At 69.7% G+C, this 23,433-nt stretch carries 23 protein-coding genes; 19 read left to right on the forward strand and 4 right to left on the reverse strand.

From position 1 onward, the window contains the following. Positions 1-56 precede the first annotated feature (56 nt). Genes D458_RS0118835 through ccsB form a run of 4 tightly spaced genes read left to right on the forward strand, consistent with a single transcriptional unit; the run spans position 57 to position 4,267 of the window. Entirely contained in the window at positions 57-830 is a 774-nt protein-coding gene (locus tag D458_RS0118835; protein WP_394296589.1) for a TlpA family protein disulfide reductase, read from the forward strand. Further along, positions 830-1,648, forward strand: a complete 819-nt coding sequence (locus D458_RS0118840) for a cytochrome c biogenesis CcdA family protein (RefSeq protein WP_017588308.1) — start codon at positions 830-832, stop codon at positions 1,646-1,648. Before D458_RS0118835 ends, D458_RS0118840 begins: the two co-directional genes overlap by 1 nt. 1 nt (position 1,649) lies before the next feature. Then, positions 1,650-3,275, forward strand: a complete 1,626-nt coding sequence (gene resB, locus D458_RS0118845; RefSeq protein WP_017588309.1) for a cytochrome c biogenesis protein ResB — start codon at positions 1,650-1,652, stop codon at positions 3,273-3,275. Then, complete coding sequence (gene ccsB / locus D458_RS0118850; protein WP_017588310.1) at positions 3,272-4,267, forward strand: c-type cytochrome biogenesis protein CcsB; 996 nt, start codon at positions 3,272-3,274, stop codon at positions 4,265-4,267. Before resB ends, ccsB begins: the two co-directional genes overlap by 4 nt. 70 nt (positions 4,268-4,337) lie before the next feature. Here ccsB and D458_RS0118855 read toward each other — a convergent pair whose 3' ends face one another. After that, positions 4,338-5,333 carry a LacI family DNA-binding transcriptional regulator gene (locus D458_RS0118855; RefSeq protein WP_017588311.1) on the reverse strand — a complete coding sequence of 332 codons (996 nt, stop codon included), beginning with the start codon at positions 5,331-5,333 and terminating at the stop codon, positions 4,338-4,340. Positions 5,334-5,583: 250 nt separating this feature from the next. Here D458_RS0118855 and D458_RS0118860 point away from each other — a divergent pair, with 250 nt between their 5' ends. Then, positions 5,584-6,918 (forward strand): pectate lyase family protein, encoded by a 1,335-nt coding sequence (locus D458_RS0118860; RefSeq protein ID WP_017588312.1) that lies wholly within the window; start codon positions 5,584-5,586, stop codon positions 6,916-6,918. Positions 6,919-7,100: 182 nt separating this feature from the next. Here D458_RS0118860 and D458_RS0118865 read toward each other — a convergent pair whose 3' ends face one another. Then, on the reverse strand, positions 7,101-7,457 hold the full coding sequence (locus D458_RS0118865; RefSeq protein ID WP_017588313.1) for a PLD nuclease N-terminal domain-containing protein: 357 nt from the start codon (positions 7,455-7,457) through the stop codon (positions 7,101-7,103). Between the two features lie 114 nt (positions 7,458-7,571). Next, entirely contained in the window at positions 7,572-7,772 is a 201-nt protein-coding gene (locus D458_RS0118870; protein ID WP_017535950.1) for a BldC family transcriptional regulator, read from the reverse strand. Between the two features lie 410 nt (positions 7,773-8,182). Here D458_RS0118870 and D458_RS0118875 point away from each other — a divergent pair, with 410 nt between their 5' ends. Then, positions 8,183-8,545 carry a DUF4229 domain-containing protein gene (locus tag D458_RS0118875; RefSeq protein WP_017588314.1) on the forward strand — a complete coding sequence of 121 codons (363 nt, stop codon included), beginning with the start codon at positions 8,183-8,185 and terminating at the stop codon, positions 8,543-8,545. A 60-nt stretch (positions 8,546-8,605) separates the two neighbouring features. Here the strand turns inward: D458_RS0118875 and D458_RS0118880 are convergent, their stop codons facing one another. Next, positions 8,606-9,874 carry a hypothetical protein gene (locus D458_RS0118880; RefSeq protein WP_017588315.1) on the reverse strand — a complete coding sequence of 423 codons (1,269 nt, stop codon included), beginning with the start codon at positions 9,872-9,874 and terminating at the stop codon, positions 8,606-8,608. Positions 9,875-10,038: 164 nt separating this feature from the next. Here D458_RS0118880 and D458_RS0118885 point away from each other — a divergent pair, with 164 nt between their 5' ends. The 13 genes from D458_RS0118885 to nuoK all read left to right on the forward strand — a co-directional run bounded on the left by D458_RS0118885 (position 10,039) and on the right by nuoK (position 23,426). Beyond that, a complete protein-coding gene (locus D458_RS0118885) occupies positions 10,039-10,749 on the forward strand; it encodes a demethylmenaquinone methyltransferase (protein ID WP_017588316.1) in 711 nt (236 codons plus the stop codon). A gap of 428 nt (positions 10,750-11,177) precedes the next feature. Continuing rightward, positions 11,178-12,482, forward strand: a complete 1,305-nt coding sequence (locus D458_RS0118890; protein ID WP_017588317.1) for a geranylgeranyl reductase family protein — start codon at positions 11,178-11,180, stop codon at positions 12,480-12,482. A gap of 188 nt (positions 12,483-12,670) precedes the next feature. Then, positions 12,671-13,030 carry an NADH-quinone oxidoreductase subunit A gene (locus D458_RS0118895; RefSeq protein WP_017588318.1) on the forward strand — a complete coding sequence of 120 codons (360 nt, stop codon included), beginning with the start codon at positions 12,671-12,673 and terminating at the stop codon, positions 13,028-13,030. 82 nt (positions 13,031-13,112) lie between these two features. After that, entirely contained in the window at positions 13,113-13,658 is a 546-nt protein-coding gene (locus D458_RS0118900; RefSeq protein WP_017588319.1) for a NuoB/complex I 20 kDa subunit family protein, read from the forward strand. A gap of 1 nt (position 13,659) precedes the next feature. Then, positions 13,660-14,400, forward strand: coding sequence for an NADH-quinone oxidoreductase subunit C (locus D458_RS0118905; protein ID WP_017588320.1), 741 nt, complete (start codon positions 13,660-13,662; stop codon positions 14,398-14,400). A gap of 55 nt (positions 14,401-14,455) precedes the next feature. Beyond that, positions 14,456-15,751 (forward strand): NADH-quinone oxidoreductase subunit D, encoded by a 1,296-nt coding sequence (locus tag D458_RS0118910; protein ID WP_017588321.1) that lies wholly within the window; start codon positions 14,456-14,458, stop codon positions 15,749-15,751. Further along, positions 15,748-16,485 carry an NADH-quinone oxidoreductase subunit NuoE gene (gene nuoE, locus D458_RS0118915; protein WP_017588322.1) on the forward strand — a complete coding sequence of 246 codons (738 nt, stop codon included), beginning with the start codon at positions 15,748-15,750 and terminating at the stop codon, positions 16,483-16,485. The genes D458_RS0118910 and nuoE overlap by 4 nt, the downstream gene beginning before the upstream one ends. Further along, the gene (nuoF, locus tag D458_RS0118920; RefSeq protein WP_017588323.1) at positions 16,482-17,804 is read left to right on the forward strand and encodes an NADH-quinone oxidoreductase subunit NuoF; all 1,323 of its coding nucleotides are present in this window, start codon (positions 16,482-16,484) and stop codon (positions 17,802-17,804) included. Before nuoE ends, nuoF begins: the two co-directional genes overlap by 4 nt. After that, complete coding sequence (locus D458_RS0118925) at positions 17,801-20,260, forward strand: NADH-quinone oxidoreductase subunit G (protein ID WP_017588324.1); 2,460 nt, start codon at positions 17,801-17,803, stop codon at positions 20,258-20,260. Before nuoF ends, D458_RS0118925 begins: the two co-directional genes overlap by 4 nt. Beyond that, the gene (gene nuoH, locus D458_RS0118930) at positions 20,257-21,630 is read left to right on the forward strand and encodes an NADH-quinone oxidoreductase subunit NuoH (RefSeq protein ID WP_017588325.1); all 1,374 of its coding nucleotides are present in this window, start codon (positions 20,257-20,259) and stop codon (positions 21,628-21,630) included. Before D458_RS0118925 ends, nuoH begins: the two co-directional genes overlap by 4 nt. Next, positions 21,623-22,171: an NADH-quinone oxidoreductase subunit NuoI gene (gene nuoI / locus D458_RS0118935; RefSeq protein ID WP_017588326.1), complete on the forward strand. Its 549-nt coding sequence runs from the start codon at positions 21,623-21,625 to the stop codon at positions 22,169-22,171. Before nuoH ends, nuoI begins: the two co-directional genes overlap by 8 nt. After that, positions 22,168-23,139: an NADH-quinone oxidoreductase subunit J gene (locus tag D458_RS0118940; RefSeq protein ID WP_017588327.1), complete on the forward strand. Its 972-nt coding sequence runs from the start codon at positions 22,168-22,170 to the stop codon at positions 23,137-23,139. The genes nuoI and D458_RS0118940 overlap by 4 nt, the downstream gene beginning before the upstream one ends. Beyond that, on the forward strand, positions 23,127-23,426 hold the full coding sequence (gene nuoK / locus D458_RS0118945; RefSeq protein WP_017543069.1) for an NADH-quinone oxidoreductase subunit NuoK: 300 nt from the start codon (positions 23,127-23,129) through the stop codon (positions 23,424-23,426). Before D458_RS0118940 ends, nuoK begins: the two co-directional genes overlap by 13 nt. Positions 23,427-23,433: the final 7 nt, after the last annotated feature.

A 23,433-nucleotide genomic window follows, 5' to 3' on the forward strand; every position in this document is an offset into this window, starting at 1 on the left:
CACTTTGTCGTTGTTGTAGTCCGCCCTGTTCACACCCCGTTCGCGAGGTCGCCTCGATGCCCAGTACCAGTACAGGTACGCGACGCCGCCGTGCCGTGCCGCGCTTGTCGGCCGCCGCGCTGGCCGCCGTCCTCGCCCTGTCCGGATGCGCCGGGGGTACCGAGATCGAGACCGGCGGCGAGGACGACCGGTTCATCTCCGGCGACGGCAGCGCCACCGTCTTCGAGGCGGGAGAGCGGGAGCCCGCCCCGGACGTCACCGGAACCACCTTCGAAGGTGACGAACTCGCGCTGAGCGACTACGCGGGCGAGATCCTCGTGCTCAACGTGTGGGCCAGCTGGTGCGGCCCCTGCCGCGCCGAGCAGCCCGTGCTGGACGAGGTGCACGCCGAGTACGGCGACCTCGGCGTGGAATTCCTCGGTGTGAACATCAAGGACAACGAGACCGCCGCGGTCGCCTACACCGACAACAAGGGCGTGCTCTACCCCAGCCTGTACGACCAGCCCGGCGAGATCCCGCAGGCCTTCCGGGACACGGTCCCGCCCCGCGCGATCCCCAGCACCCTGATCATCGACCCCGACGGCGACATCGCCGCCCGGGTCATCGGTCCCACCACCTACGGGCAGCTCACCGGACTCCTCGACCCGCTGGTGGTCGAGTTCGACCTCGGCGACCCCGAGGACCGCCCCCGCGTCTCCGAGCAGGAGGGCTACGGCGAGGGCGCGGAGGAGGACGGCTCCGAGGCCGCCGAGGACGGCGACGAGGACTCCGGGACCGCCGAGGACGCCGGCCGGGAAGCCGACGACGGCGCCGCGGACGGGGACAGCTGATGGATCCGATCGGCACCACCGTCCTGACCGGTTCCCTCCTCCTCGCCGCGCCCCTCGCCTTCGCCGCCGGCCTGGTCTCCTTCCTCTCCCCGTGCGTGCTCCCGCTGGTGCCCGGCTACCTGTCCTACGTGTCCGGCATGAGCGGCTCCCACGTGCGTGAGCGCCGGCAGAGCGCGGCGGTCGGCGGGGGCGGAACGGCCACCGGCACGGTGGCCGACATCGACGCCGAACTCGCTCAGCGCCGGTGGACGATGGTCACCGGCAGCATCCTCTTCATCGCCGGGTTCACCCTGGTGTTCGTCGCCGTGGGCGGCTTCATCGGCTGGCTCGGCGACCTCCTCATGGACTACGCCGACCCCATCACCCGGGTGCTCGGCGCGCTCACGATCGTCCTGGGCCTGGCCTTCATGGGCCTCCTGCCGGGGTTCGGCCGCGAGTTCCGGTTCCACCGGCTCCCCCGCGCCGGTCTGGCCGGGGCACCGCTCCTCGGCGTCCTGTTCGGCCTGGGCTGGACCCCGTGCATCGGACCGACCCTGGCCGCCGTCCAGACCCTCGCCTTCATCGAGGGCGGCGCCGGACGGGGAATGCTCCTGTCCCTCGTCTACTGTGTCGGTCTGGGCCTGCCGTTCATCCTCGCCTCCCTGGTCTACCGGCGCGCGCTGAACGCGTTCGGGTGGCTCAAGCGCCACACCCGAACGGTCACGGTGTTCGGCGGTGTCATGCTCGTCCTGGTCGGCCTGGCCATGGTCACCGGCCTCTGGACGCAGATGACCATCGCCATGCAGGGCTGGGCCGCCAACTTCCAGACGGTGATCTGACTTGACCACGAGCACGACCGAGAACCCGGAGAACACGACCGGGGCGAAGCCGGCCGAGAAGGGCCCCAAGGGCCTGGGCATCGCGGGCTGGGGGCGCTGGGTCTGGCGAACCCTCACCTCGATGCGGACCGCCCTGATCCTGCTCTTCATGCTGGCGCTGGGCGCCATCCCCGGCTCGATCCTGCCGCAGAACGTGGTCAGCGTCGACGAGGTGAGCACCTACTTCCGGGAGAACCCGGAGCTGGCGCCGTGGCTGGACCGCTTCTACCTCTTCGACGTCTTCTCGTCACCGTGGTACGCCGCGATCTACCTGCTCCTCTTCGTCTCCCTGGCCGGGTGCGTGATCCCGCGCGCGCTGGTCCACGCCAAGGCGGTCCGGGCCCGCCCCGTGCCCACCCCGCGCAACCTGGGCCGGATGCCCTACGTGGCCCGGTTCAGCACCGACGCCGCACCCGAGACCGCCCTCGAACAGGCACGCAAGGTCCTCAAGGGGTACCGGGTCGAGCGGTACGCCGACTCGGTCTCCGGTGAGACCGGCTACCTGCGCGAGGTCGGGAACGTGCTGTTCCACTTCGCGCTCCTGGCGCTGCTGCTGGCCCTGGCCGCCGGCTCCTTCTTCGGCTACCGCGGCAACATGCTCGTCGTCGAGGGCGACGGCTTCGCCAACACGCTGCCGTCCTACGACGCCATCTACCCGGGGCACTGGACCGACACCGACCGGTTCGAGCCCTTCACGATGCACCTCGACAGCTTCGAGGCCTCCTTCATCAGCGAGGGGGACCTGCGCGGCCAGGCCGAGTCCTACGTCGCGGAGGTCACCTACAAGGAGGCGCCCGGGGCGGAGGAGAAGCAGCACACGCTGGAGGTCAACCACCCGCTGAGCGTGGACGGCGTCCAGGTCTACCTGCTGGGCCACGGCTACGCCCCGGAGTTCCAGGTCCACAACGCCGAAGGCGACCTGGTCTTCGACCAGGCGGTCCCCTTCCTGCACCGCGAGACCATGAGCTACACCTCCGACGGGGTCATCAAGGTCCCGGACACCGGCGGCGAGGAGCTCGGGTTCGTCGGGGTCTTCCTGCCCACCGCGGTGGAGGACGCCGAAGGCGAGCTGACCTCCTCCTTCCCCGGCCCGGAGAACCCGATGGTGACCCTGGAGGCGTATCGGGGCGACCTGGGGATGGTCAACCCGCAGTCGGTCTACCAGCTCCAGACCGAAGGCATGGAAGGGCTCGGCGAGTCACCCGTGATGGCCGTCGGCGACACCTGGGAACTGCCCGACGAAGCCGGGTCGATCACCTTCACCGGCTACAAGCAGTACGCCACGCTCCAGAGCAACCGGGACGGCGCCCGCCTCCCGGCCCTGGGGGCGGCCACGGTGGCCGTGGCGGGCCTGCTCCTCACGCTGTTCGTGCGGCCCCGCCGAGTCTGGGTGCGGGCCACCGAGGGCGAGGACGGGCGCACCCGCGTCGAACTGGCCGGACTCGGCAAGACCGAGGTGGCCGGGGACAACGCCGAGTTCCACGAGATCACCAAACAGCTTGCCGGACGGCTCCGGAACGAGTCGGACGACAACCCCCGCACACCATCCGACCCGCCAGAGTCGACGACAAGAGGGAGTGACCGGTGACGTACACACTCGCCGGACCGGTGGACGAGACGATGGCGTCGGCCAGTGACACGCTGATCATCGCGATGATCGTGACGTACGCGGCCGCCCTGTTCCTCTTCGCCATCGAGGCCGCCTACGGACGACGCACCAGGCTCAGGGCCGGACGGCTCATGCCGGTCGGAGCCGGGGCCGCCGAGGGCGCCCACGACAGCGGCATCGAGGTCAACGTCCGCACCACCGAGGGTGAGGCCAGGGCCTCCCAGAGCGCGCTCGGCAGGATCGCCCTGGCCGTGACCGCGCTGGGCTTCCTGTTCGGCCTCGCGCAGATCGTCACCCGGGGGCTGGCCGCGGGCCGCTGGCCCTGGGGCAACATGTTCGAGTTCGTCGTGGCGATGTGCCTGGTGGCCGTCGGCGGACTGCTCTACGCGGCCTGGCGCTACCAGGCCCGCTTCCTCGGCGCCTTCGTCCTGGTGCCGGTGCTGCTCCTGCTGGGCATCGGCGTGCGCTGGCTCTACGTGGACCCGGGTCCGCTGATCCCCGCCCTGCACTCCTACTGGGTGCCGATCCACGTCACCGCGGTGATCATCGCGGGCGGCGCGTTCATGGTCTCCGGCGCCGCGGGCATCACCTACCTGGTGGCGCACCGGGCCGAGGCGAAGCGGGCCCTGGGGGAGAAGGTCGCCGGTATCGCCGGCCGCCTGCCCAGCTCGGAGCTGCTGGACCGCATCTCGCACCGCTTCATCCTCTTCGCCTTCCCGCTGTGGACCTTCGGCGTCATCGCCGGCTCCATCTGGGCGGACGAGGCCTGGGGCCGGTTCTGGGGCTGGGACCCCAAGGAGGTCTGGTCCTTCATCTCCTGGGTCATCTACGCGGCCTACCTGCACGCCCGGGCCACGGGCGGCTGGCGCGGACCCAAGGCGACGTGGATCAACGTGATCGGCTTCCTGACCGTCATGTTCAACTTCTTCGCCGTGAACTACATGTTCAGCGGTCTGCACAGCTACGCGTGATCCTTTCGGGCCTCCGCTTCCGGGCGCCCGAACGGAAAAGAACCCCCTGGGTTTCGCTACTCGAAGAGGCTCATCCGGCCGCGTCGTCCCTCCGGGGCGGCGCGGTCGAGTCGCGTACGACCAGGGCCGTCTCCAGGGACACCGTGCCCGTGGAGCCGCCCGGGGCCACCGCCTGGAGCAGCAGGTCGACGGCGCTGCGCCCGGCCTCGGCCACGGGCATGTTCACCGTGGTCAGGGCCGGGGTGGAGTAGCGGGCCAGGTGGCTGTCGTCCACACCGACCACGCTGAGGTCCCCCGGAACGTCCACTCCGAGCTCGGCCGCCCGCCGGGCCAGACCGAAGGCCATCAGATCGTTGTGGGCCAGGACGGCGGTGGCGCCGCTGGCCACGACCTCCTCGGCCGCGGCGCGCCCGCCCTCCTCGGTCGGCGCGTTGGGGCCGATCCGCTGGATCAGCACACCGTGCTCGTCGGCGATGCCCCCGGCGGCGCGCTCGATCTCACCGCTGGTCCAGGCACGTCCGGGGCCGCTCACCAGCGCGATCTCGCGGTGTCCGAGGCCGAGCAGGTGCTCCACGGCCGAGCGGGCGCCCGCCCCGACGTCCATGAGCACACCGGGGACGCCCCGCAGCCGCCGGTTGACCACGACCAGCGGGAGCTCCTCGGCGAGCGAGGCGATGGCGCTGTCGGTCAGCCGCGGCGCGACCAGCACGGCGCCGTCCACCTGCTTGGCCATCGAGTGGACCAGCTCCTCCTCGACCCGGGCCTGTTCGTCGGTGTCGGCGATGAACACGTGGTAGTCGCGGGCACGGGCCTGGGCCTGGGCGGCCTTGAGCAGCGGTGGGAAGAAGGGGTTGGCGATGTCGGCGACGATCAGGCCGAGGTTGCCGGTCCGCCTGGTGGACAGGGCCCGGGCGGCCCGGTTGGGGCGGTAGCCGAGCTGGTCCGCGGCGGCCAGGACCCGGGCCCTGGTCTCGGGTTTGACCAGGTGGGCCGCGGTGAGGGCCCGCGAGACCGTGGAGACGTGGACCCCGCTCACCCGTGCCACGTCCCTGATGGTGACGGCCACCCTCGTACTCCGTTCCGCAGACGCAGTGAATCGACCGGTGCAGTGCTGATGCGACAACTGTTTGCGGGAAGAAACCGGATCCGCGCTCGCCGCTTTTGTCATCCTGACCTATCGAAGGCCCGCTTTTCCAGGGTTTTCCGGAACGAACTTCCACTGGAGGGTTGACGCCCCCTCGCTGATCGGGGAGATTCTTGCAAACGTTTGTAGTCAGACCGCTCTGACTCCGACGACCCCCTGAGGAGCAACCCCCATGCGTAGGCCCATCCCGCGCCCACCCCTGACCCTGGCCCTTGCCGCGTCGGTCCTGTTGGCCGCCACGTCCTTCGCCCCCGCCTCGGCGGAACCCGATCCCGACCCCCGCGGCCTCGGCCGCCAGACCCTGCCCGAGGGCGACGGCTGGGGCTCCGCCGGGTACGGGACCACCGGTGGCTCGGCGGCCGCCCCGGAGGACGTCCACGTGGTCTCCACCTTCGAGGACTTCCGGGAGGCGGTCGGCGGCAAGGACGACGACACCCCCAGGATCGTCTACGTCGAGGGGGTCATCGACGCCAACACCGCGGCTGACGGGACCCCGCTGACCTGTGCGGACTACGCGGTGGACGGATACACCCGGGAGGACTACCTGGAGACCTACGACCCCGGGGTCTGGGGCTGGAAGGACCCGGAGGGCCCGTTGGAGGAGGCCCGGATCGCGTCGTCCGCCGCGCAGGCCGAGCAGATCAGGGTCGAGGTGGGCTCCAACGTCACGGTCCTGGGCCTGGGCGACGACGCCGTCCTGACCGGCGCGAGCCTGCGGGTCCACGACGTGGACAACGTCATCCTGCGCAACCTGACCTTCGCCGACGCCCACGACTGCTTCCCCGGCTGGGACCCCGGTGACGGCGGCAGCGGCAACTGGAACTCCGAGTACGACCAGGTGGAGGTCTCCGGGGCGACCAACGTGTGGGTGGACCACAACACCTTCAACGACGGTGACAACCCCGGAACGGAGCTGCCCGAGTACTTCGGCCGCAAGTACGAGGTGCACGACGGCCTGCTCGACATCGTCCGGCAGACGGACCTGGTCACGGTCTCCCGGAACCACTTCGACGGGCGGGACAAGGCCATGCTGCTCGGCAACAGCGACGGTCGGACCAGCGACCGCGGCTATCTGCGGGTCACCTGGCACCACAACCACTTCGACGGCCTGGGGGAGCGGGCGCCCCGGGTGCGCTACGGGCAGGTGCACGTCCACAACAACTACTACACGGTCCGCGACCCGGACCACTTCGGCTACGGCCTGGGCGTGGGGAAGGAGTCGCACCTGTACGCGGAGAACAACATCTTCGACCTGCACGACGGGATCGGCGCCGGCGAGCTGCTGTACAACTGGGGCGGCACGGACATCGTGGAGCAGGGGAACGTGCTGATGAGCGGGGGCTCGGGCAGGCTGACTCCGGTGGACCTGGTCGCCGAGCACAACACGCTGTTCCCGGACCGGCCGCTGGGCACCGACCTGACCTGGGTGCCGCAGCTCACCGCCGAGGTGGAGCCGGTGCACGCGGTGCGCGGACTTCCCCGGAAGGTGGGCGCCGGGCGCCTGTGAGCGGTGCCGGCCGAGCGGTACCGCCGGTGAGCGGTACCGGCAGAACGACGGTGGGGCCGTACCCGGTTCGGGTACGGCCCCACCGTGCTGGGAGCTGTGCTGCTGAAGGCAGTGGTCTCCGGATGCCGGAGCCTTCGGAGGCTTCCCTTCGGTGACGACGGCCGGGACACCGTCCCGGGGGCTCAGTCCTCCGGGTCGATCCGGCGGTTGAGGTCTCGGAGGAAGTCCGGATCGTCGTCAGGGCCGAGTGGATGCGGGCTGTCCGAGGGCTTGGCGAAGTCTGACGGGTCAAGGTCGTCTACGGACGCGGCGGCCTGAGCCGGGGAGGCCGCGTTGCCCAGGACGGAGGCGGGCTTGCGCGGACGACCGAGGAAGAGCCACAGGATCGATCCCACGGGCATGAACAGCGCGATGACGACCAGCCACAGGACCTTCGGGAGATTCCGAACCTCCTGGGCAGGGGTGGTCAACGCGTCGAAGAACGCGTACACCCATAGAACGATCGATACGAGCGTGATCAGGCCACCGAGCCACACCATGGTTCCAGCCTACTCTTGCTGTCGACTCCTCACAGCCGGGGACACCGGACCAGGGGTGCGGGAGACCGCGCGGATCTTCGGGTCCGGGGCCGCAGAGGGTGTGTTGAACGTCCGTCAGGGGGTGCTCTCGCTCGGCTCCCCGAGTAGGAGGGCACGCACCTCGGACTCCCGGAAACGGCGGTGTCCGCCGGGGGTCCGAATGCTGCTGATCCGCCCGGAGGCGGCCCAGCGCGTGACGGTCTTGGGATCAACCCGGAAGAGTGAGGCCACTTCCCCGGGGGTCAACAGGCGTTCGCTTGCTCGTTCCACCTTCACATTCCCCCAATCGTGCCCGCCTGGACTGAGGGGGCGGCGGGCGTTTGATCCCCTAGTGTGCACGAGTTGGTCCGTTTCCTCCCTAGTTTTCGGAGAAATTGCGGTGTTCGGGGGAAGAGCGGGGGATATGTGATCGGAACGTGATGTTCAGGCCCTGCTGTCGGGATTGGAAACATCCCATGACTAACTGAATCCGATACCGCCCGCGCCTGTCCCTGCCTGCGGTGGAACACACCCCGCCCTGGTGCGCGCCGGCGAAGGCACGCCCTTAACCTGGAGGTAAGGCTGCCTGGTGCGGGGCACCGCCCCTTCGACCGCGGTCGTACGACTCGTCACCCGCGTACGTGATCTGCGCGGATGGGCGTGCTGACCAATCTAGTGCAGGTAAACGTCTGTTGTGAGGCTTTTTGATGCGTAGCTGGCTGACCTATACCGCCGCCCGTGTGGCGCTGTTCGCGGGCGCCTTCGGGGTCGTCTACCTGTTCGGTGCGCGGTCGTGGATCGCGCTGATCCTCGCGTGGGTGATCAGCGGACTCGCCTCCTACGTCCTCCTCTCGAAGTGGCGCGACCAGATGTCGGCTTCGGTCGTCGACTGGTCGAAGAAGCGCGAGGAGCAGAACAAGGCCGTGGGCAGCCGCCTGGTCGGCGGCGCCGCCCGGGAGGACGAGATCCAGGACGAGCTCCTGCGCGCCCAGGAGGCGGAGGGCGGCACGGAGGCCGCTGCCGGGGCGGGGGCCGAGGAGGCCCCGAAGGCCGAGGGCACCAAGAAGTAGGAACGACGAACGGGGCGGCTCCGCCGACGGCGGACGCCACCCCGTGCGGTTCCCCGTCCGTCAGGCGACGGGGAACATCCCCAGCCGGGCGTGGTACTCGTCGGCGAGCTGCTCGGTGTCGCTGCCGACGTAGAGGCCGTCGGGGGTCGCGTGCAGCGCCTCCACGCCGTGGCCGCGCGTCCGGCCCGGGTTCCAGGGCAGGGCCCGGCCCGTGACGGGGTCCACCGCGCCGATGCCCTCACGGGCGACCGAACCCGGGCCGGGGTTCATGGCGCCCAGCTCGTTGTCCATCCAGCGCTGGTGGCCGCCCACGTAGACGGCGGACGAGGTGATCTCGACCGAGTACAGCGAGTCCCCGCCGGTCATGTTGGTCCAGGTGGGGGTGGCGTCCGGTGTGTCGGTGTTCTCGAAGCGGGCCGTGGACTTGCACAGTCCGGGCTTCGTCTGCGGGCCGCCCCCGGTCACCACGGCGAAGTAGGAGCCGTCGGGGGAGAAGTCCATCTGCCGCATGTACGTGTGGATCGTCGGGTAGTCACAGGGCGCCTCGTAGGCCGAGGTCGACCAGGGGCTCAGCGCTCCGGCCGCGGTGTCGATCATGGCGATCTGGTAGCGGTCCTGGCCGTCGACCTTGGTGAAGGTCCCGTTGACGGCGAGCCTGTCCCCGTCGGGGCTCAGGGCCATTTCCTGGACGCGCAGGGTGCCCCGGCGCTGCTCCGAGAGGATCGGGGTGAAGTCAGGGTCCACCTCTCCCGTGGCGGCGTCGATCCGGGCCAGACCGGTGCGCTCCTGCCCGTTCACCCCCGAGAAGTTCCCGCCGAGGTAGACGTCGCTTCCGTCACCGACCAGCCGGTGCACGCCCCCGTCGTCCACCGAGGCGTCGAAGTCCGCCGCGTTCTGGCCCGTGCGCGCGTCGACGCGCGCGACCCCTCGGCTGTCCGCGCCGTTGACCTGCCGGAAGCGGCCGCCGAGGATCAGTGATCCGTCGGGCCCCTCGGCCAGTGAGGTGACGGTGCCGTCCACCCCCGGCGCGAACTCGGGGAGGACCTCACCGCTGCCGTGCCGGAAGGCGAAGACGTTGCGGCGGTCGTGGGTGCGGCCTCCGTCGGGGTCGGACACGCTGTTGAACTCGCCGGCCACCACGACGGTGTCGCCGATGCGGAGGATGTCCTTGATCGCCCCGTCCAGGACGTGGGGTGTCCACTGGACGGGCTGTTCGCTGACCACTCCCTCGTGAGGGGCCGCGGAGGCCGGTGCGGCGGTCGCGATTCCCAGCGGGGGCAGGAGCAGAGAGCTCATCGTCAGTGCGACGAACGATCGGACCGGTTTCACGGGACTCTCCTCGGGCGCGCGGTACGGGGTTTCGGAAACCACATTATTGCACGCTGTTGCCGTTTGATTACTGCAAGTAATCGAATGTTCCGCTGTCCTGTCCGGTTTCCGGCTCTCCGTTCACCCGGTCCGCGTCGCTGTTCGGCCACCCTTAGGCTGTTTCCATGACCCGCGCGAAGCTCGACAAGAAGCCTCAGGACGTCGCCGCGATGTTCGACGGCATCGCAGAGAACTACGACCTCGTCAACGACGTCATCTCGCTCGGCCAGGACCGCGTCTGGCGACGCTCCGTGGTCGACGCGGTCGACGCCCACAGCGGCGAACTGGTGCTGGACCTCGCCGCGGGTACCGGTACCTCCTCGGAGTCCTTCATCAGGAAGGGCGCCCGTGTGATCGCCTGCGACTTCTCGCTGGGCATGCTCCAGAACGGGGCCCGGCGCCGGGGCGGCGCCTCGCGCGGAGGGGTGACCTTCGTGGCCGGGGACGCGCTCTCGCTGCCCTTCGCCGACGAGACCTTCGACGCGGTGACGATCTCCTTCGGCCTGCGCAACGTCGCCGACGTGGACCAGGCCCTGCGGGAGCTGCTCCGGGTGACCAGGGTCGGCGGCCGGCTGGTCATCTGCGAGTTCAGCCACATCCCGGTGGAGTTCGTGGACAAGCTGTACTCGACCTACCTGATGGCGGCCCTGCCGAAGATCGCCGGAGTCTTCTCCGGGCGCAGCGAGGCCTACAACTACCTGTCGGAGTCGATCATGGCCTGGCCCGACCAGGCCGAGCTGTCGAAGTACCTCCAGGGCGCCGGATGGTCGAGGGTCGCCTGGCGCAACCTCACGCTGGGCACGGTGGCCCTGCACCGCGGCTTCCGGGAGAAGTAAAACCCGACATAACGCCCATGGGGCGAAAGACTTCACTTTTAATCAAAAACTACGCAAACCCCGAGAAGCGATCTGTTTCTCGGGGTTTTCTGTTACTCATCAGTCACTTGAGTCCCAGTGGTGTCCTACTGGGTGTTGCCAGCTGCGACTTTGACACCGAGTGACGGCTTTGGTGGTCATGTAGAGGCTTATGGGCGCTATATCCGATTTCTTGAAGAAGGCACCCCGGGGGTCGCCTCTCGGCTCGGGAGGGTCTAGACTGCGGAAAAGTGGCTTGTGAAGTGCTTCACAAGGCCACGAGGCATCGGACACAAGACCTGTGTCGGATATGTCGGAAGTCCCAAACCGCCCCATAGCACCCCCCGTGAGCGGGTCGACCCCGCACTGACCCGCCACGGCGTACCGCGCGAGTAGTCGAGGACACATCCGTGAGCGAGACAGCCACCTCCTCTCCCAGAGGCCGGGAACGGATCGAGTACGACGCCGACGTCATCGTCGTCGGCGCTGGCCCTTCTGGCTCCACCACCGCCTACTACCTGGCCCAGGCCGGACTTGACGTCCTCCTCCTGGAGAAGACCTCCTTCCCGAGGGAGAAGGTCTGCGGTGACGGGCTCACCCCGAGGGCGGTGAAACAGCTCACCGCCATGGGGATCACCTTCGAGGACGAGGGGTGGATCAAGAACCACGGCCTGCGCATCGTCGGCGCGGGCGTCCGCCTCGAACTCCCCTGGCCCGACCTGGCCGCCTACCCGGGCTTCGGGCTCGTCCGCACGCGCTTGGACTTCGACCAGATCCTGGTCAACCGGGCCGTGTCCGCCGGGGCCAAGCTCCTGGAGCGCACCAACGTCACCGGGCCCCTCATGGACGAGCGCAGCAACCGCATCGTCGGGGTCCACGCCAAGAACGCCGACCGCGAACCCGTGACCTTCCGGGCGCCGCTGGTCGTCGCGGCCGACGGCAACTCCTCCCGGCTCTCCGTCGCCATGGGCATCCGCAAGCGCGACGACCGCCCCATGGGCGTGGCCGTGCGCACCTACTTCGAGAGCCCCCGCCACAAGGACGACTACCTGGAGTCCTGGCTGGAGCTGTGGGACAAGAGCGGCGACAAGGACGTCCTCCTGCCCGGCTACGGGTGGGTCTTCGGTGTCGGCGACGGCACCAGCAACGTCGGCCTGGGCATCCTCAACTCCACCTCCTCCTTCCAGGACACGGACTACCGCAAGCTGCTGCGCCGGTGGACCGAGTCGATGCCCGAGGAGTGGGGCTTCACCGAGGAGAACCAGAAGGGCGGCATCCGCGGAGCCGCGCTGCCGATGGGCTTCAACCGGGTCCCGCACTACTCGCGCGGCCTGCTGCTGGTCGGTGACGCGGGCGGCATGGTCAACCCCTTCAACGGGGAGGGCATCGCCTACGCCATGGAGGCCGGGCAGATCGCCGCCGACGTGATCGTGCAGGCGCACGGCCGGACCACCCAGCAGACGCGTGAGCGCGCGCTGCTGCACTACCCGGACGTCCTGGCGGACACCTACGGCGGCTACTACACACTCGGCCGCTACTTCGTGAAGGTCATCGGCCAGCCCGAGTTCATGAAGTACGCGACCAAGTACGGACTGCGTCAGCGCACGCTCATGAAGTTCGTGCTGAAGATGCTCGCCAACCTCACCGAGCCCAGCAAGGGCGACGCCATGGACCGGGTCATCAACGGCCTGACCAAGATGGCGCCCGCCGCCTAGCGGCCCACTCGTACGGCCGGACCGCGGACGTCCCCCGGTTTTCCGGGCCCTTCCGCCGAAGCGGTCCGGCCGTGTCGGAAGTCGCAGCACAAAGTCATTTCGGGAAGAGCCGAGAGAACCACGTGAAAACGTTCACAAGACTGCCGGTCACGCGCTCCGGCCAGCCATTCAGTGGAGGAGGGTGAGCCGTGGAGCTGTACACACCGATATTCGTGCTCGGCGGGATCGGCGCCGCGTTCGTCGTGGTGTCGATGGTCGTCGGCGCCGTCGTCGGTCCCAAGCGGTACAACCGGGCCAAGATGCAGGCCTACGAGTGCGGTATCGAACCCACTCCGCAGCCGGCGGGCGGCGGTCGTTTCACCGTCAAGTACTACATGACGGCGATGATGTTCATCGTCTTCGACATCGAGATCATCTTCCTCATCCCGTGGGCCGTGCACTTCGACGCCCTGGGCTGGTTCGGCGTCATCGCGATCATCCTCTTCCTGGTGAACGTCTCCATCGCCTACGCCTACGAATGGCGCCGCGGAGGCCTCGAATGGGACTGATCCCCCTGAGCCACGCTCCCCGAGGCCCCCGCGCCCGGACACACCAGACCCAGCCGCCCATCCCGGAGGAGGTCCGCAGCTGATGGGACTCGAAGAGAAACTGCCAGCCGGAGTCGCGCTCACCACGGTCGAGCAGGTCGTGGGCCTGGCCCGCAAGACCTCGATGTGGCCCGCCACGTTCGGTCTGGCCTGCTGCGCCATCGAGATGATGTCCGTCGGCGGCCCCCACTACGACCTCGCCCGGTTCGGCATGGAGAAGTTCGGCGCCACCCCGCGCCAGGCCGACCTGATGGTCGTCGCCGGCCGGGTCAGCCAGAAGATGGCCCCGGTCCTGCGCCAGATCTACGACCAGATGCCCGAGCCCAAGTGGGTCATCGCGATGGGCGTCTGCGCCTCCAGCGGCGGCATGTTCAACAACTACGCGATCGTCCAGGGGGTCGACCACATCGTGCCGGTCGACATCTACCTGCCGGGCTGCCCGCCGCGGCCGGAGATGTTCCTGGACGCCGTGCTCAAGCTCCACGACAAGGTGCAGAACACCAAGCTCGGCGCCCACCGGGAGCAGGAGATCACCGAGACCGAGGAGCGCATGCTCCGCCGTTCGCTGCCCCTGGTGACCAAGGACTGACATGAGTAACGAGAACGAGCGCGACGAGGCGGCGGAGAACCTTCCCGACCAGCTCGGTCGCGAGCGCTTGGCCGCACCGGTCAAGCGCGTCGGCATGTTCGGCGCGAACACCACGGGGGACACCTCCGGTTTCGGCGGCCTCCAGGTGCGGGGGAGCGCTCCCGCCCACAGCCGGCGCCCCTTCACCGATCCGGACGACCCGCGTACCGCGGACTTCGACCGGGTCGCCGACGACCTGGAGGCGGCGCTCACCGGGATCGGCAAGGAGGGGGAGGTCGAGCGGGTCGAGATCGCCCACGGCGAGATCACCTTCCACGTGCGCCGCGAGGCCCTGCTGGAGCTGGCCCGCGTCCTGCGTGACGACCCGGCCCTGCGCTACGAGCTGTGCACGGGTGTGGCCGGGGTGCACTTCCCCGACGACGCCGGTCGCGAGCTGCACGCGGTCTACCACTTCCGGTCGATCACCCACAACAGCGAGATCCGGGTCGTGACCACCTGCCCCGACGCCGACCCGCACCTGCCCTCGATCGTGTCGGTCTACCCGACCAACGACTGGCACGAGCGCGAGGCCTGGGACTTCTTCGGGATGGTCTTCGACGGCCACCCGTCGCTGACCCGCATCCAGATGCCCGACGACTGGCACGGCCACCCCCAGCGCAAGGACTACCCGCTGGGCGGCATCCCGGTCGAGTACCGGGGCGCCACGGTGCCCCCGCCGGACGAGCGGCGGTCCTACAAGTGATCCGCCCGGCCACCACACCAGCCACACGAAGGCCCCTCCAGAAGGGAGGCACGGCATGACCGTCACCGAGGACTACATCGACGCGTCCGGTGGGGACTGGGACGACGTCATCGAGAAGGCCCAGGGCACCAGTGCCGAGCGCCTCGTCGTCAACATGGGACCGCAGCACCCGTCCACACACGGAGTGCTCCGACTGATCCTCACGCTGGACGGCGAGACGTGCACCGAGGCCCGCGTGGGCATCGGTTACCTGCACACCGGTATCGAGAAGAACATGGAGTACCGGACGTGGACGCAGGGCACCACGTTCGTGACCCGCATGGACTACCTCACGCCGCTCTTCAACGAGACGGCGTACTGCCTGGCGGTCGAGAAGCTGCTCGGCATCACCGACCGGGTGCCCGAGCGCGCCAGCGTCATCCGCGTGATGCTCATGGAGCTCAACCGGATCGCCTCGCACTTCGTGGCCATGGCGACCTTCGGCATGGAGCTGGGCGCCACCACGGTGATGACCAACGGCTTCCGTGAGCGCGAGATGATCCTGGACGTCTTCGAGCTCATCACGGGCCTGAGGATGAACCACGCCTACGTCCGGCCCGGAGGGGTGGCGCAGGACCTGCCGCCCGGTGCCGTGGGCAAGGTCCGGGAGCTGCTCAAGGAGATGCCCAAGCGCATCCGGACCATGCGCAAGCTCCTGGACGAGAACCCGATCTACCTCGCCAGGACCAAGGACGTCGCCTACCTGAACCTGCCCGGCTGCATGGCGCTCGGCATCACCGGCCCGCTGGTGCGCGCCTCGGGCCTGGCCTGGGACCTGCGCAAGGCCAAGCCGTACTCCGGCTACGAGAACTACGAGTTCGACGTCCCGGTCTCCGACGGCGGCGACGTGTACGCCCGCTACCGGGTGCGCATCGCCGAGATGGAGGAGAGCCTCAAGATCGTCGAGCAGTGCCTGGACAAGCTCCGGACCGGCCCGGTGATGATCGAGGACGCCAAGATCGGCTGGCCCGCCAAGCTGGCGCTGGGCCCGGACGGCCTGGGCAACTCCCCGGACCACATCGCGCACATCATGAGCGGCTCCATGGAGGCGCTCATCCACCACTTCAAGCTGGTCACCGAGGGCTTCCGGGTCCCCGCGGGCCAGGTCTACGCGGCGGTGGAGAGCGCCAAGGGCGAACTCGGCTGCTATGCGGTCAGCGACGGGGGCACCCGCCCCTACCGCGTGCACTTCCGCGACCCCTCGTTCACGCACCTGCAGGCGGTCGCCGCCATGTGCGAGGGCGGGACGGTGGCGGACGTCATCGCGGCCGTGGCCAGTATCGACCCGGTGATGGGAGGCGTGGACCGGTGAGCGAACACAACGAGAACAACCCCGAGGAGACCCCCGAGGTCTTCACCGACGAGGTCGTGGCGCGTCTGGAACAGGACGCCAAGGAGGTCATCAGCCGCTACCCGAAGCCGCGCTCGGCGCTGCTCCCGCTGCTGCACCTGGTGCAGTCCGAGGAGGGGCACGTCAGCAAGGCCGGGATGCAGTTCTGCGCCGACCAGCTCGACCTCACCCTCGCCGAGGTCAAGGCGGTCGCCACGTTCTACACCATGTACCGCCGCGAGCCCGGCGGCGACTACCAGGTGGGCGTGTGCACCAACACCCTGTGCGCGGTGATGGGCGGTGACGAGATCTTCTCCGCCCTCAAGGAGCACCTGGACGTCGCCAACGCGGAGACCACCGGCGACGGCAAGGTCACGCTGGAGCACGTCGAGTGCAACGCGGCCTGCGACTTCGCGCCGGTCGTGATGGTCAACTGGGAGTTCTTCGACAACCAGACCCCGGCCACCGCCAAGCAGCTGGTGGACGACCTGCGCCTGGGCAGGGACGTCGCGCCCACGCGCGGCCCCGCGAGCCTGTGCACCTGGAAGCAGGCCTCGCGCGTGCTGGCCGGGTTCGACGACGGCCGCGCGGGCGAGGGCGTCCAGGCGGCCGGTCCCTCGCTTGCCGGGCTCGAACTGGCCCGGCGCAAGGGCTGGTCCGCTCCCGACCCCGCCGACCTTCCGATTCGCGAGCAGGGCGAGGAGGGCTCGAAATGACCACCCTGACCCCGATCCTGTCCCAGAACTGGGACCGTCCCGACTCCTTCACGATCGACGGCTACCGGGCCACGGGCGGCTACGACTCGCTCCGCAAGGCCCTGGCCATGGACCCCGACTCCATCGTGGACCTGGTCAAGCAGTCCGGGCTGCGCGGCCGCGGCGGCGCGGGCTTCCCCACCGGGATGAAGTGGGGGTTCCTGCCCAAGGACAACCCCAACCCGCGCTACCTCGTCGTCAACGCCGACGAGTCCGAGCCGGGTACCTGCAAGGACATCCCGCTCATGCTCGCCAACCCGCACGTGCTGGTGGAGGGCGTGGCGATCGCCTCGTACGCGATCAAGTCCAACCAGGCCTTCATCTACGTGCGCGGCGAGGTCGTCCACGTCATCCGCCGCCTGCGCCAGGCGGTCGCCGACGCCTACGAGGCCGGCCTGCTCGGGAAGGACATCCTCGGCAGCGGCTTCGACCTCGACGTCGTCGTGCACGCCGGGGCGGGCGCCTACATCTGCGGTGAGGAGACCGCCCTCCTGGACTCCCTTGAGGGCTACCGGGGCCAGCCCCGGCTCAAGCCGCCGTTCCCCGCCGTGGCCGGGCTCTACGCCTCGCCCACCGTGGTGAACAACGTGGAGTCCATCGCCAGCGTCCCCGGGATCGTCGCCAACGGCGCCGAGTGGTTCACGTCCATGGGCACCGAGAAGTCCGCCGGCTTCGGCTTCTTCTCCCTGTCCGGGCACGTCACCAACCCCGGCCAGTACGAGGCGCCGCTCGGGATCACCCTGCGCGAGCTCCTGGACATGGCCGGCGGCATCCGCGAGGGCCACCAGCTCAAGTTCTGGACCCCGGGCGGCTCCTCCACGCCGATCTTCACCGAGGAGCACCTGGACACCCCGCTCGACTTCGAGTCGGTGGGCGCCGCCGGGTCCATGCTCGGCACCCGCGCCCTCCAGATCTTCGACGAGACCACCTGCGTGGTCCGCGCCGTCGGCCGCTGGATCTCCTTCTACGCGCACGAGTCCTGCGGCAAGTGCACGCCCTGCCGCGAGGGCAACTTCTGGATGGTCCAGGTGCTGGACCGGTTGGAGCGCGGCGAGGGCACCGAGGCCGACATCGACAAGCTCCTCCAGATCTGCGACAACCTGCTCGGCCGCTCGTTCTGCGCGCTGGGCGACGGTGCCACCAGCCCCGTCATGTCGTCGATCAAGCACTTCCGCCAGGAGTACGTCGACCACTTCGAGAAGGGCGGCTGTCCCTTCGACCACTCCAGGTCCACCGTCTGGGCGGACCGGCCGACCACGGAAGAGGGAGGGAACCAGTGACCGTCACCTCCAACACCTCCGGCGGGTCATCACCCGCCCCGCCCCCCGAGGACCTGATCACCGTCACCATCGACGGTTTCCAGATCCGGGTCCCCAAGGGCACCCTGCTGATCCGGGCCGCCGAGCTCCTCGGCATCCAGATCCCCCGGTTCTGCGACCACCCGCTCCTCGACCCGGTCGGGGCCTGCCGCCAGTGCCTGGTGGAGATCCCCGACATGGGCAACGGGCGCGGAATGCCCAAGCCGCAGGCCTCCTGCACCATCACCGTGATGGAGGGGATGGTGGTCAACACCCACCTCACCTCCGAGGTGGCGGAGAAGGCGCAGCGCGGGATCATGGAGTTCCTCCTGATCAACCACCCGCTGGACTGCCCGGTCTGCGACAAGGGCGGCGAGTGCCCCCTGCAGAACCAGGCCATGTCCACGGGCCAGGGGGAGTCCGAGTTCGTCGACATCAAGCGGACCTTCCCCAAGCCGATCGCGCTCTCCACCGGGGTGCTGCTGGACCGCGAACGCTGCGTCCAGTGCGCCCGCTGCACCCGCTTCGCGGCGCAGATCGCCGGAGACCCGCTCATCGAGCTGATGGAGCGCGGCGCCAAGGAGCAGGTCGGCATCGCCGAGGGGGAGGCGTTCAACTCCTACTTCTCCGGCAACACCGTGCAGATCTGCCCGGTCGGCGCGCTCACCGGATCGGCCTACCGGTTCCGGTCGCGCCCCTTCGACCTCGTCTCCACCCCCAGCGTGTGCGAGCACTGCGCGGGCGGCTGCGCCCAGCGCACCGACCACCGCCGGGGCAAGGTCACCCGCCGGCTGGCCGGGGACGACCCGCAGGTGAACGAGGAGTGGAACTGCGACAAGGGCCGGTGGGCGTTCACCTACGCCAGCCAGTCCGACCGCCTCTCCCGTCCCCTGGTCCGCGACGAGGACTCCCGGGCCCTGGAGTTCGCCTCCTGGCCCGAGGCGATCGGCCTCGCCGCGCAGGGGCTGGCCGCCGCCCGCGGCAAGGTGGGCGTCCTGGTCGGCGGGCGCCTCACCTACGAGGACGCCTACGCCTACGCCAAGTTCGCCCGTGTGGCCCTGGGCACCAACGACGTGGACGCCCGCGCCCGCGAGCACTCCGCCGAGGAGGCCGACTTCCTGGCCGCGCACGTGGCCGGGACCCCGGTGGGCGTGGACTACACGGCCCTGGAGAAGGCTCCCGCCGTCCTGCTGGCCGGGTTCGAACCCGAGGACGAGTCGCCCCTCGTGTTCCTGCGCCTGCGCAAGGGTTCGCGCAAGCGGGGACTGAAGGTCTACTCGGTCGCCTCGCACGCCAGCCTCGGCCTCACCAAGGCCAAGGGAACCCTGGTCCGCACGGTCCCCGGCGACGAGGGCCGCACCCTCAACGCCCTGGACACCGAACACTCCGAGGTCGTCGAGGCGATCGGCCAGGAGGGCTCGGTCATCCTGGTGGGCGAGCGGCTCGCCGCCGTCCCCGGCGCGCTGACCGCCGTCGCGGCCCTGGCCGAGCGGACCGGCGCCCGGCTGGCCTGGGTGCCGCGCCGCGCCGGTGAGCGGGGCGCGATCGACGCCGGGGCGCTGCCGGGCCTGCTGCCCGGGGGCCGCCCGGTCGCCGACGCCTCGGCCCGCGCCGAGGTGGCCCGCGTCTGGAACATCGGCTCGCTGCCGGTCACGCCCGGACGCGACACCGCCGCGATCATCGCCGCTGCTGCTGCCGGAGAGCTCGACGCCCTGGTCGTCGCCGGGGTCGAGCTCGACGACCTGCCCGACCCCGAGGCCGCCCGCGCGGCCCTGGCCCGGGTGCCGTTCATCGTCAGCCTCGAACTGCGCGCCAGCGACGTCACCGACCGCGCCGACGTGGTCCTCCCGGTGGCCGCGGTCGCCGAGAAGTCCGGCACGTTCGTCGACTGGGAGGGCCGCCACCGGCCCTTCGGCGAAGCGCTCCGGGTGCCCGGCGCCCTCTCGGACCTGCGGGTGCTGTCCGCGGTCGCCAACGAGATGGACGTCCACCTGGGCCTGCCCGACGCCGACAGCGCCTACGCGGAGCTCATGGAGCTGGGCATGTGGCTGGGGGACCGGCCCGCCGGACCCTCCGTCCGTCCGGTCCCGGTCCCCGAACCCGCCCCGGGGCAGGCACTCCTGTCCACGTGGCGGCAGCTGCTCGGCACCGGCCGGATGGAGGACGGCGAGCCCTACCTCGCCGGTACCGCCCGCCAGCCGCGCGCCTACCTGTCCAAGGCCACGGCCGAAGAGGTCGGAGTCCCCGACGGCGGATCGCTCCGCGTCACGGGGGAGCGGGGTTCGGTGACCGTCCCCGTGGTCGTCACCGACATCGCCGACCGGGTCGTCTGGCTCCCGGCCAACGCCCACGGCTGCGACATCCGTCGTGACCTGGGCGGCAGGGCCGGGCAGACGGTCGCCCTGGCCGCGCCCACCACCAACGGGAGGCAGCAGTGACCCCCGACGCTCTGGAACCGAGCGTGCTCCACCTGGCCTCGGAGAGCACCCTGGGCGCCTTCGGGAACGACCCGTGGTGGATCATCACCGTCAAGGCCGTGGGGATCTTCGTGTTCCTCATGGTCTGCGTGCTCATGATGATCATGGCCGACCGCAAGGTCATGGGCCGGATGCAGCAGCGGCACGGTCCGAACCGGATGGGCCCCTTCGGCCTCCTCCAGTCCCTGTTCGACGGCATCAAGCTCTCCCTCAAGGAGGACCTGATCCCGCGCGGGGTGGACCGGTTCGTCTACATCGCCGCACCCATGATCGCGGCCGTCCCCGCGTTCATCGCCTTCTCGGTCATCCCGATGGGCAACGAGGTGAACATGTTCGGGGTCCTGACCCCGCTCCAGCTCACCGACCTGCCGATCGCCGCCCTGCTGGTCCTGGCCACCGCGGCCCTGGGCGTGTACGGGTTCGTGCTCGGCGGCTGGGCCTCCCAGTCGCCCTACGCCCTGCTCGGCGGTCTGCGCGCCTCCGCGCAGGTGATCAGCTACGAGATCGCGATGGGCCTGTCGTTCGTCGCGGTCTTCATCATGGCGGGCACGCTCACCACCTCCGGCATCGTCGCGGCCCAGGAGAACCTCTGGTTCGCGGTGCTGCTCCTGCCCTCGTTCCTCATCTACATCGTCACGATGGTCGGCGAGACCAACCGGCTCCCGTTCGACCTGGCGGAGGGCGAGGGCGAGATCGTCGGCGGCTTCATGACCGAGTACGGGTCCATGAAGTTCACGATGTTCTTCCTCGCCGAGTACGTGAACATGTGCACCGTCGCGGCGGTCTCCGTGACGCTCTTCCTCGGCGGCTGGCACGCCCCGCCCGGGGTCACCGCGGTCTTCCCCGGCGCCAACGAGGGCTGGTGGACGGCCCTGTGGTGGCTGCTCAAGTTCGTCGCCGTCATGTTCCTGTTCATCTGGGCCCGCGGCAGCCTCCCGCGTGTCCGGTACGACCAGCTCATGAAGCTCGGCTGGAAGGTCCTCATCCCGATCCAGCTCGTGTGGATCACCGGTGTGGCCGTCGTCCGCATGCTCGTCATCGACGAGGCCCACCCGCTGGTCATCGCCGCCGTCGTCGCGGGTTTCACGATCGCCACGGTCGCGGCCATCGCCGCCTGGGTCCGCTTCGTGCGCCGCGAGCGCGCGGAGGACGCCCGCCAGCGCGCCGAGAACGCGCGCCGTGCCCACAAGGAGCCCTCCTTCGGCGGGTTCCCGGTGCCTCCGAGCACCGCCGCCCACTACGGCAGCAGTGTGCCGGCCGAACCGTCGAGGACGGCCCCGGTCGGCACCGCCGAACGCAACCAGAAGAAGGGGGAGGTTACCGGTGCTTGAGTGGCTCAACCCCGTCAAGGGTTTCGGTGTCACCTTCCACACGATGTTCAAGAAGGTGCCCACCGTCGAGTACCCGGAGGTCAAGCGCCCCACGGCGCCGCGCTTCCACGGACGGCACCAGCTGAACCGGTGGGCCGACGGCCTGGAGAAGTGCATCGGGTGCGAACTGTGCGCCTGGGCCTGTCCGGCCGACGCCATCTACGTGGAGGCGGGAGACAACACCGACGACGACCGGTACTCGCCCGGAGAACGCTACGGGCGCGTCTACCAGATCAACTACCTGCGGTGCATCCTGTGCGGTCTGTGCGTGGAGGCCTGTCCGACCCGCGCGCTCACCATGACCAACGAGTACGAGCTGGCCGACGACAGCAGGCAGAGCCTGATCTGGACGAAGGAACAGCTGCTCGCCCCGCTCCGGGAGGGCATGGAACAGCCGCCGCACCCGATGCGGCTCGGCGACAGCGACCTGGACTACTACGCCACCGGCCGCGGTGAGCACGGTACCCAGGACCGGCCGGAGAACACGGGGGCGGCACGTTGAACCCGCTGACTCCCCCGATTCCGGCGACTCCGTCCCCCGAGTACCACCTGGCCGCCGCGGCGCCCATCGGTTCGGGTGAGGCCACCGTCTTCTGGATCCTGGGCACGGTCGTCGTGCTCGGCGCCCTGGGCGTGGTCTTCTCCCGCAAGGCCGTGCACTCGGCCATGTCGATGGCGCTGGCCATGGTGGGCCTGGCGATCTTCTACGGCATCAACGAGGCGCCGTTCCTGATGGTCGTCCAGATCGTCGTCTACACCGGCGCCGTGCTCATGCTGTTCCTGTTCGTGCTGATGCTCGTCGGCGTCAGCTCCGCGGACTCCCTCGTGGAGACCCTGCGCGGACAGCGGCTCATGACCGCGGTCGTCGCGATCTGCTTCGTCGGCGCCCTGGCCACCGGGCTCACCCGCATCGTCGTGGGCGACCCGGCCGGGATCGCGGCCGCGGCCGCCCCGGTCGGCGGCACCATCCCGTGGATCGCCGGCGAGCTCATCCTGCGCTACGTGGTGGCGTTCGAGGCCACGGCCGCGCTGCTCGTCACCTCGGTGCTCGGCGCCATGGTGCTCGCGCACACCGCCCGCACGGGCAAGCGCCGCACCCAGCGGGAGCTCTCCGAGGACCGCATCCGCGGCGACCACCCGACCCCGCTGCCCGGACCCGGCACCTACGCCCGGCACAACGCGATCGACATGCCCGCGCTGCTGCCCGACGGCACGGTCTCCCAGCTCTCGCTCAACCCGGTCCTCACCGCCCGCGACCCGGAGTTCCAGTCCGGGATCCCGAGCGAGGCCCGGACCGGGCGGTCCGCGCTCCCCGGCGGAGCGTCGGACTCGACCCGCTCCAAGGAGAGCGATCCGGTCGCCGAGGAGGAGGTCCGCCCCGGTGAAGGGGAAGGACCCGCCTCCGAGACGGACGGCGAAGAGAACGGCAACGGCAACGGGCAGGAGGTCGAGTCCACGTGGACCCGATGAACTACATCGTCCTCGCGGCGCTTCTGTTCACCATCGGCGCGGTCGGCGTCCTCGTCCGACGCAACGCGATCATCGTCTTCATGTGCGTCGAGCTCATGCTCAACGCCTGCAACCTGGCGTTCGTCGCGTTCGCCCGGATGCACGGGGACATCGAGGGGCAGGTCGTCGCCTTCTTCGTGATGGTCGTGGCCGCCGCCGAGGTGGTCGTCGGCCTCGCGATCATCATGCAGATCTTCCGAACCCGCAGGTCGGCGTCGCTCGATGACGCGAACCTGCTCAAGCACTAGAAGGCGA

Source organism: Nocardiopsis ganjiahuensis DSM 45031 (assembly GCF_000341085.1).
Classification (GTDB): Bacteria; Actinomycetota; Actinomycetes; order Streptosporangiales; family Streptosporangiaceae; genus Nocardiopsis; species Nocardiopsis ganjiahuensis.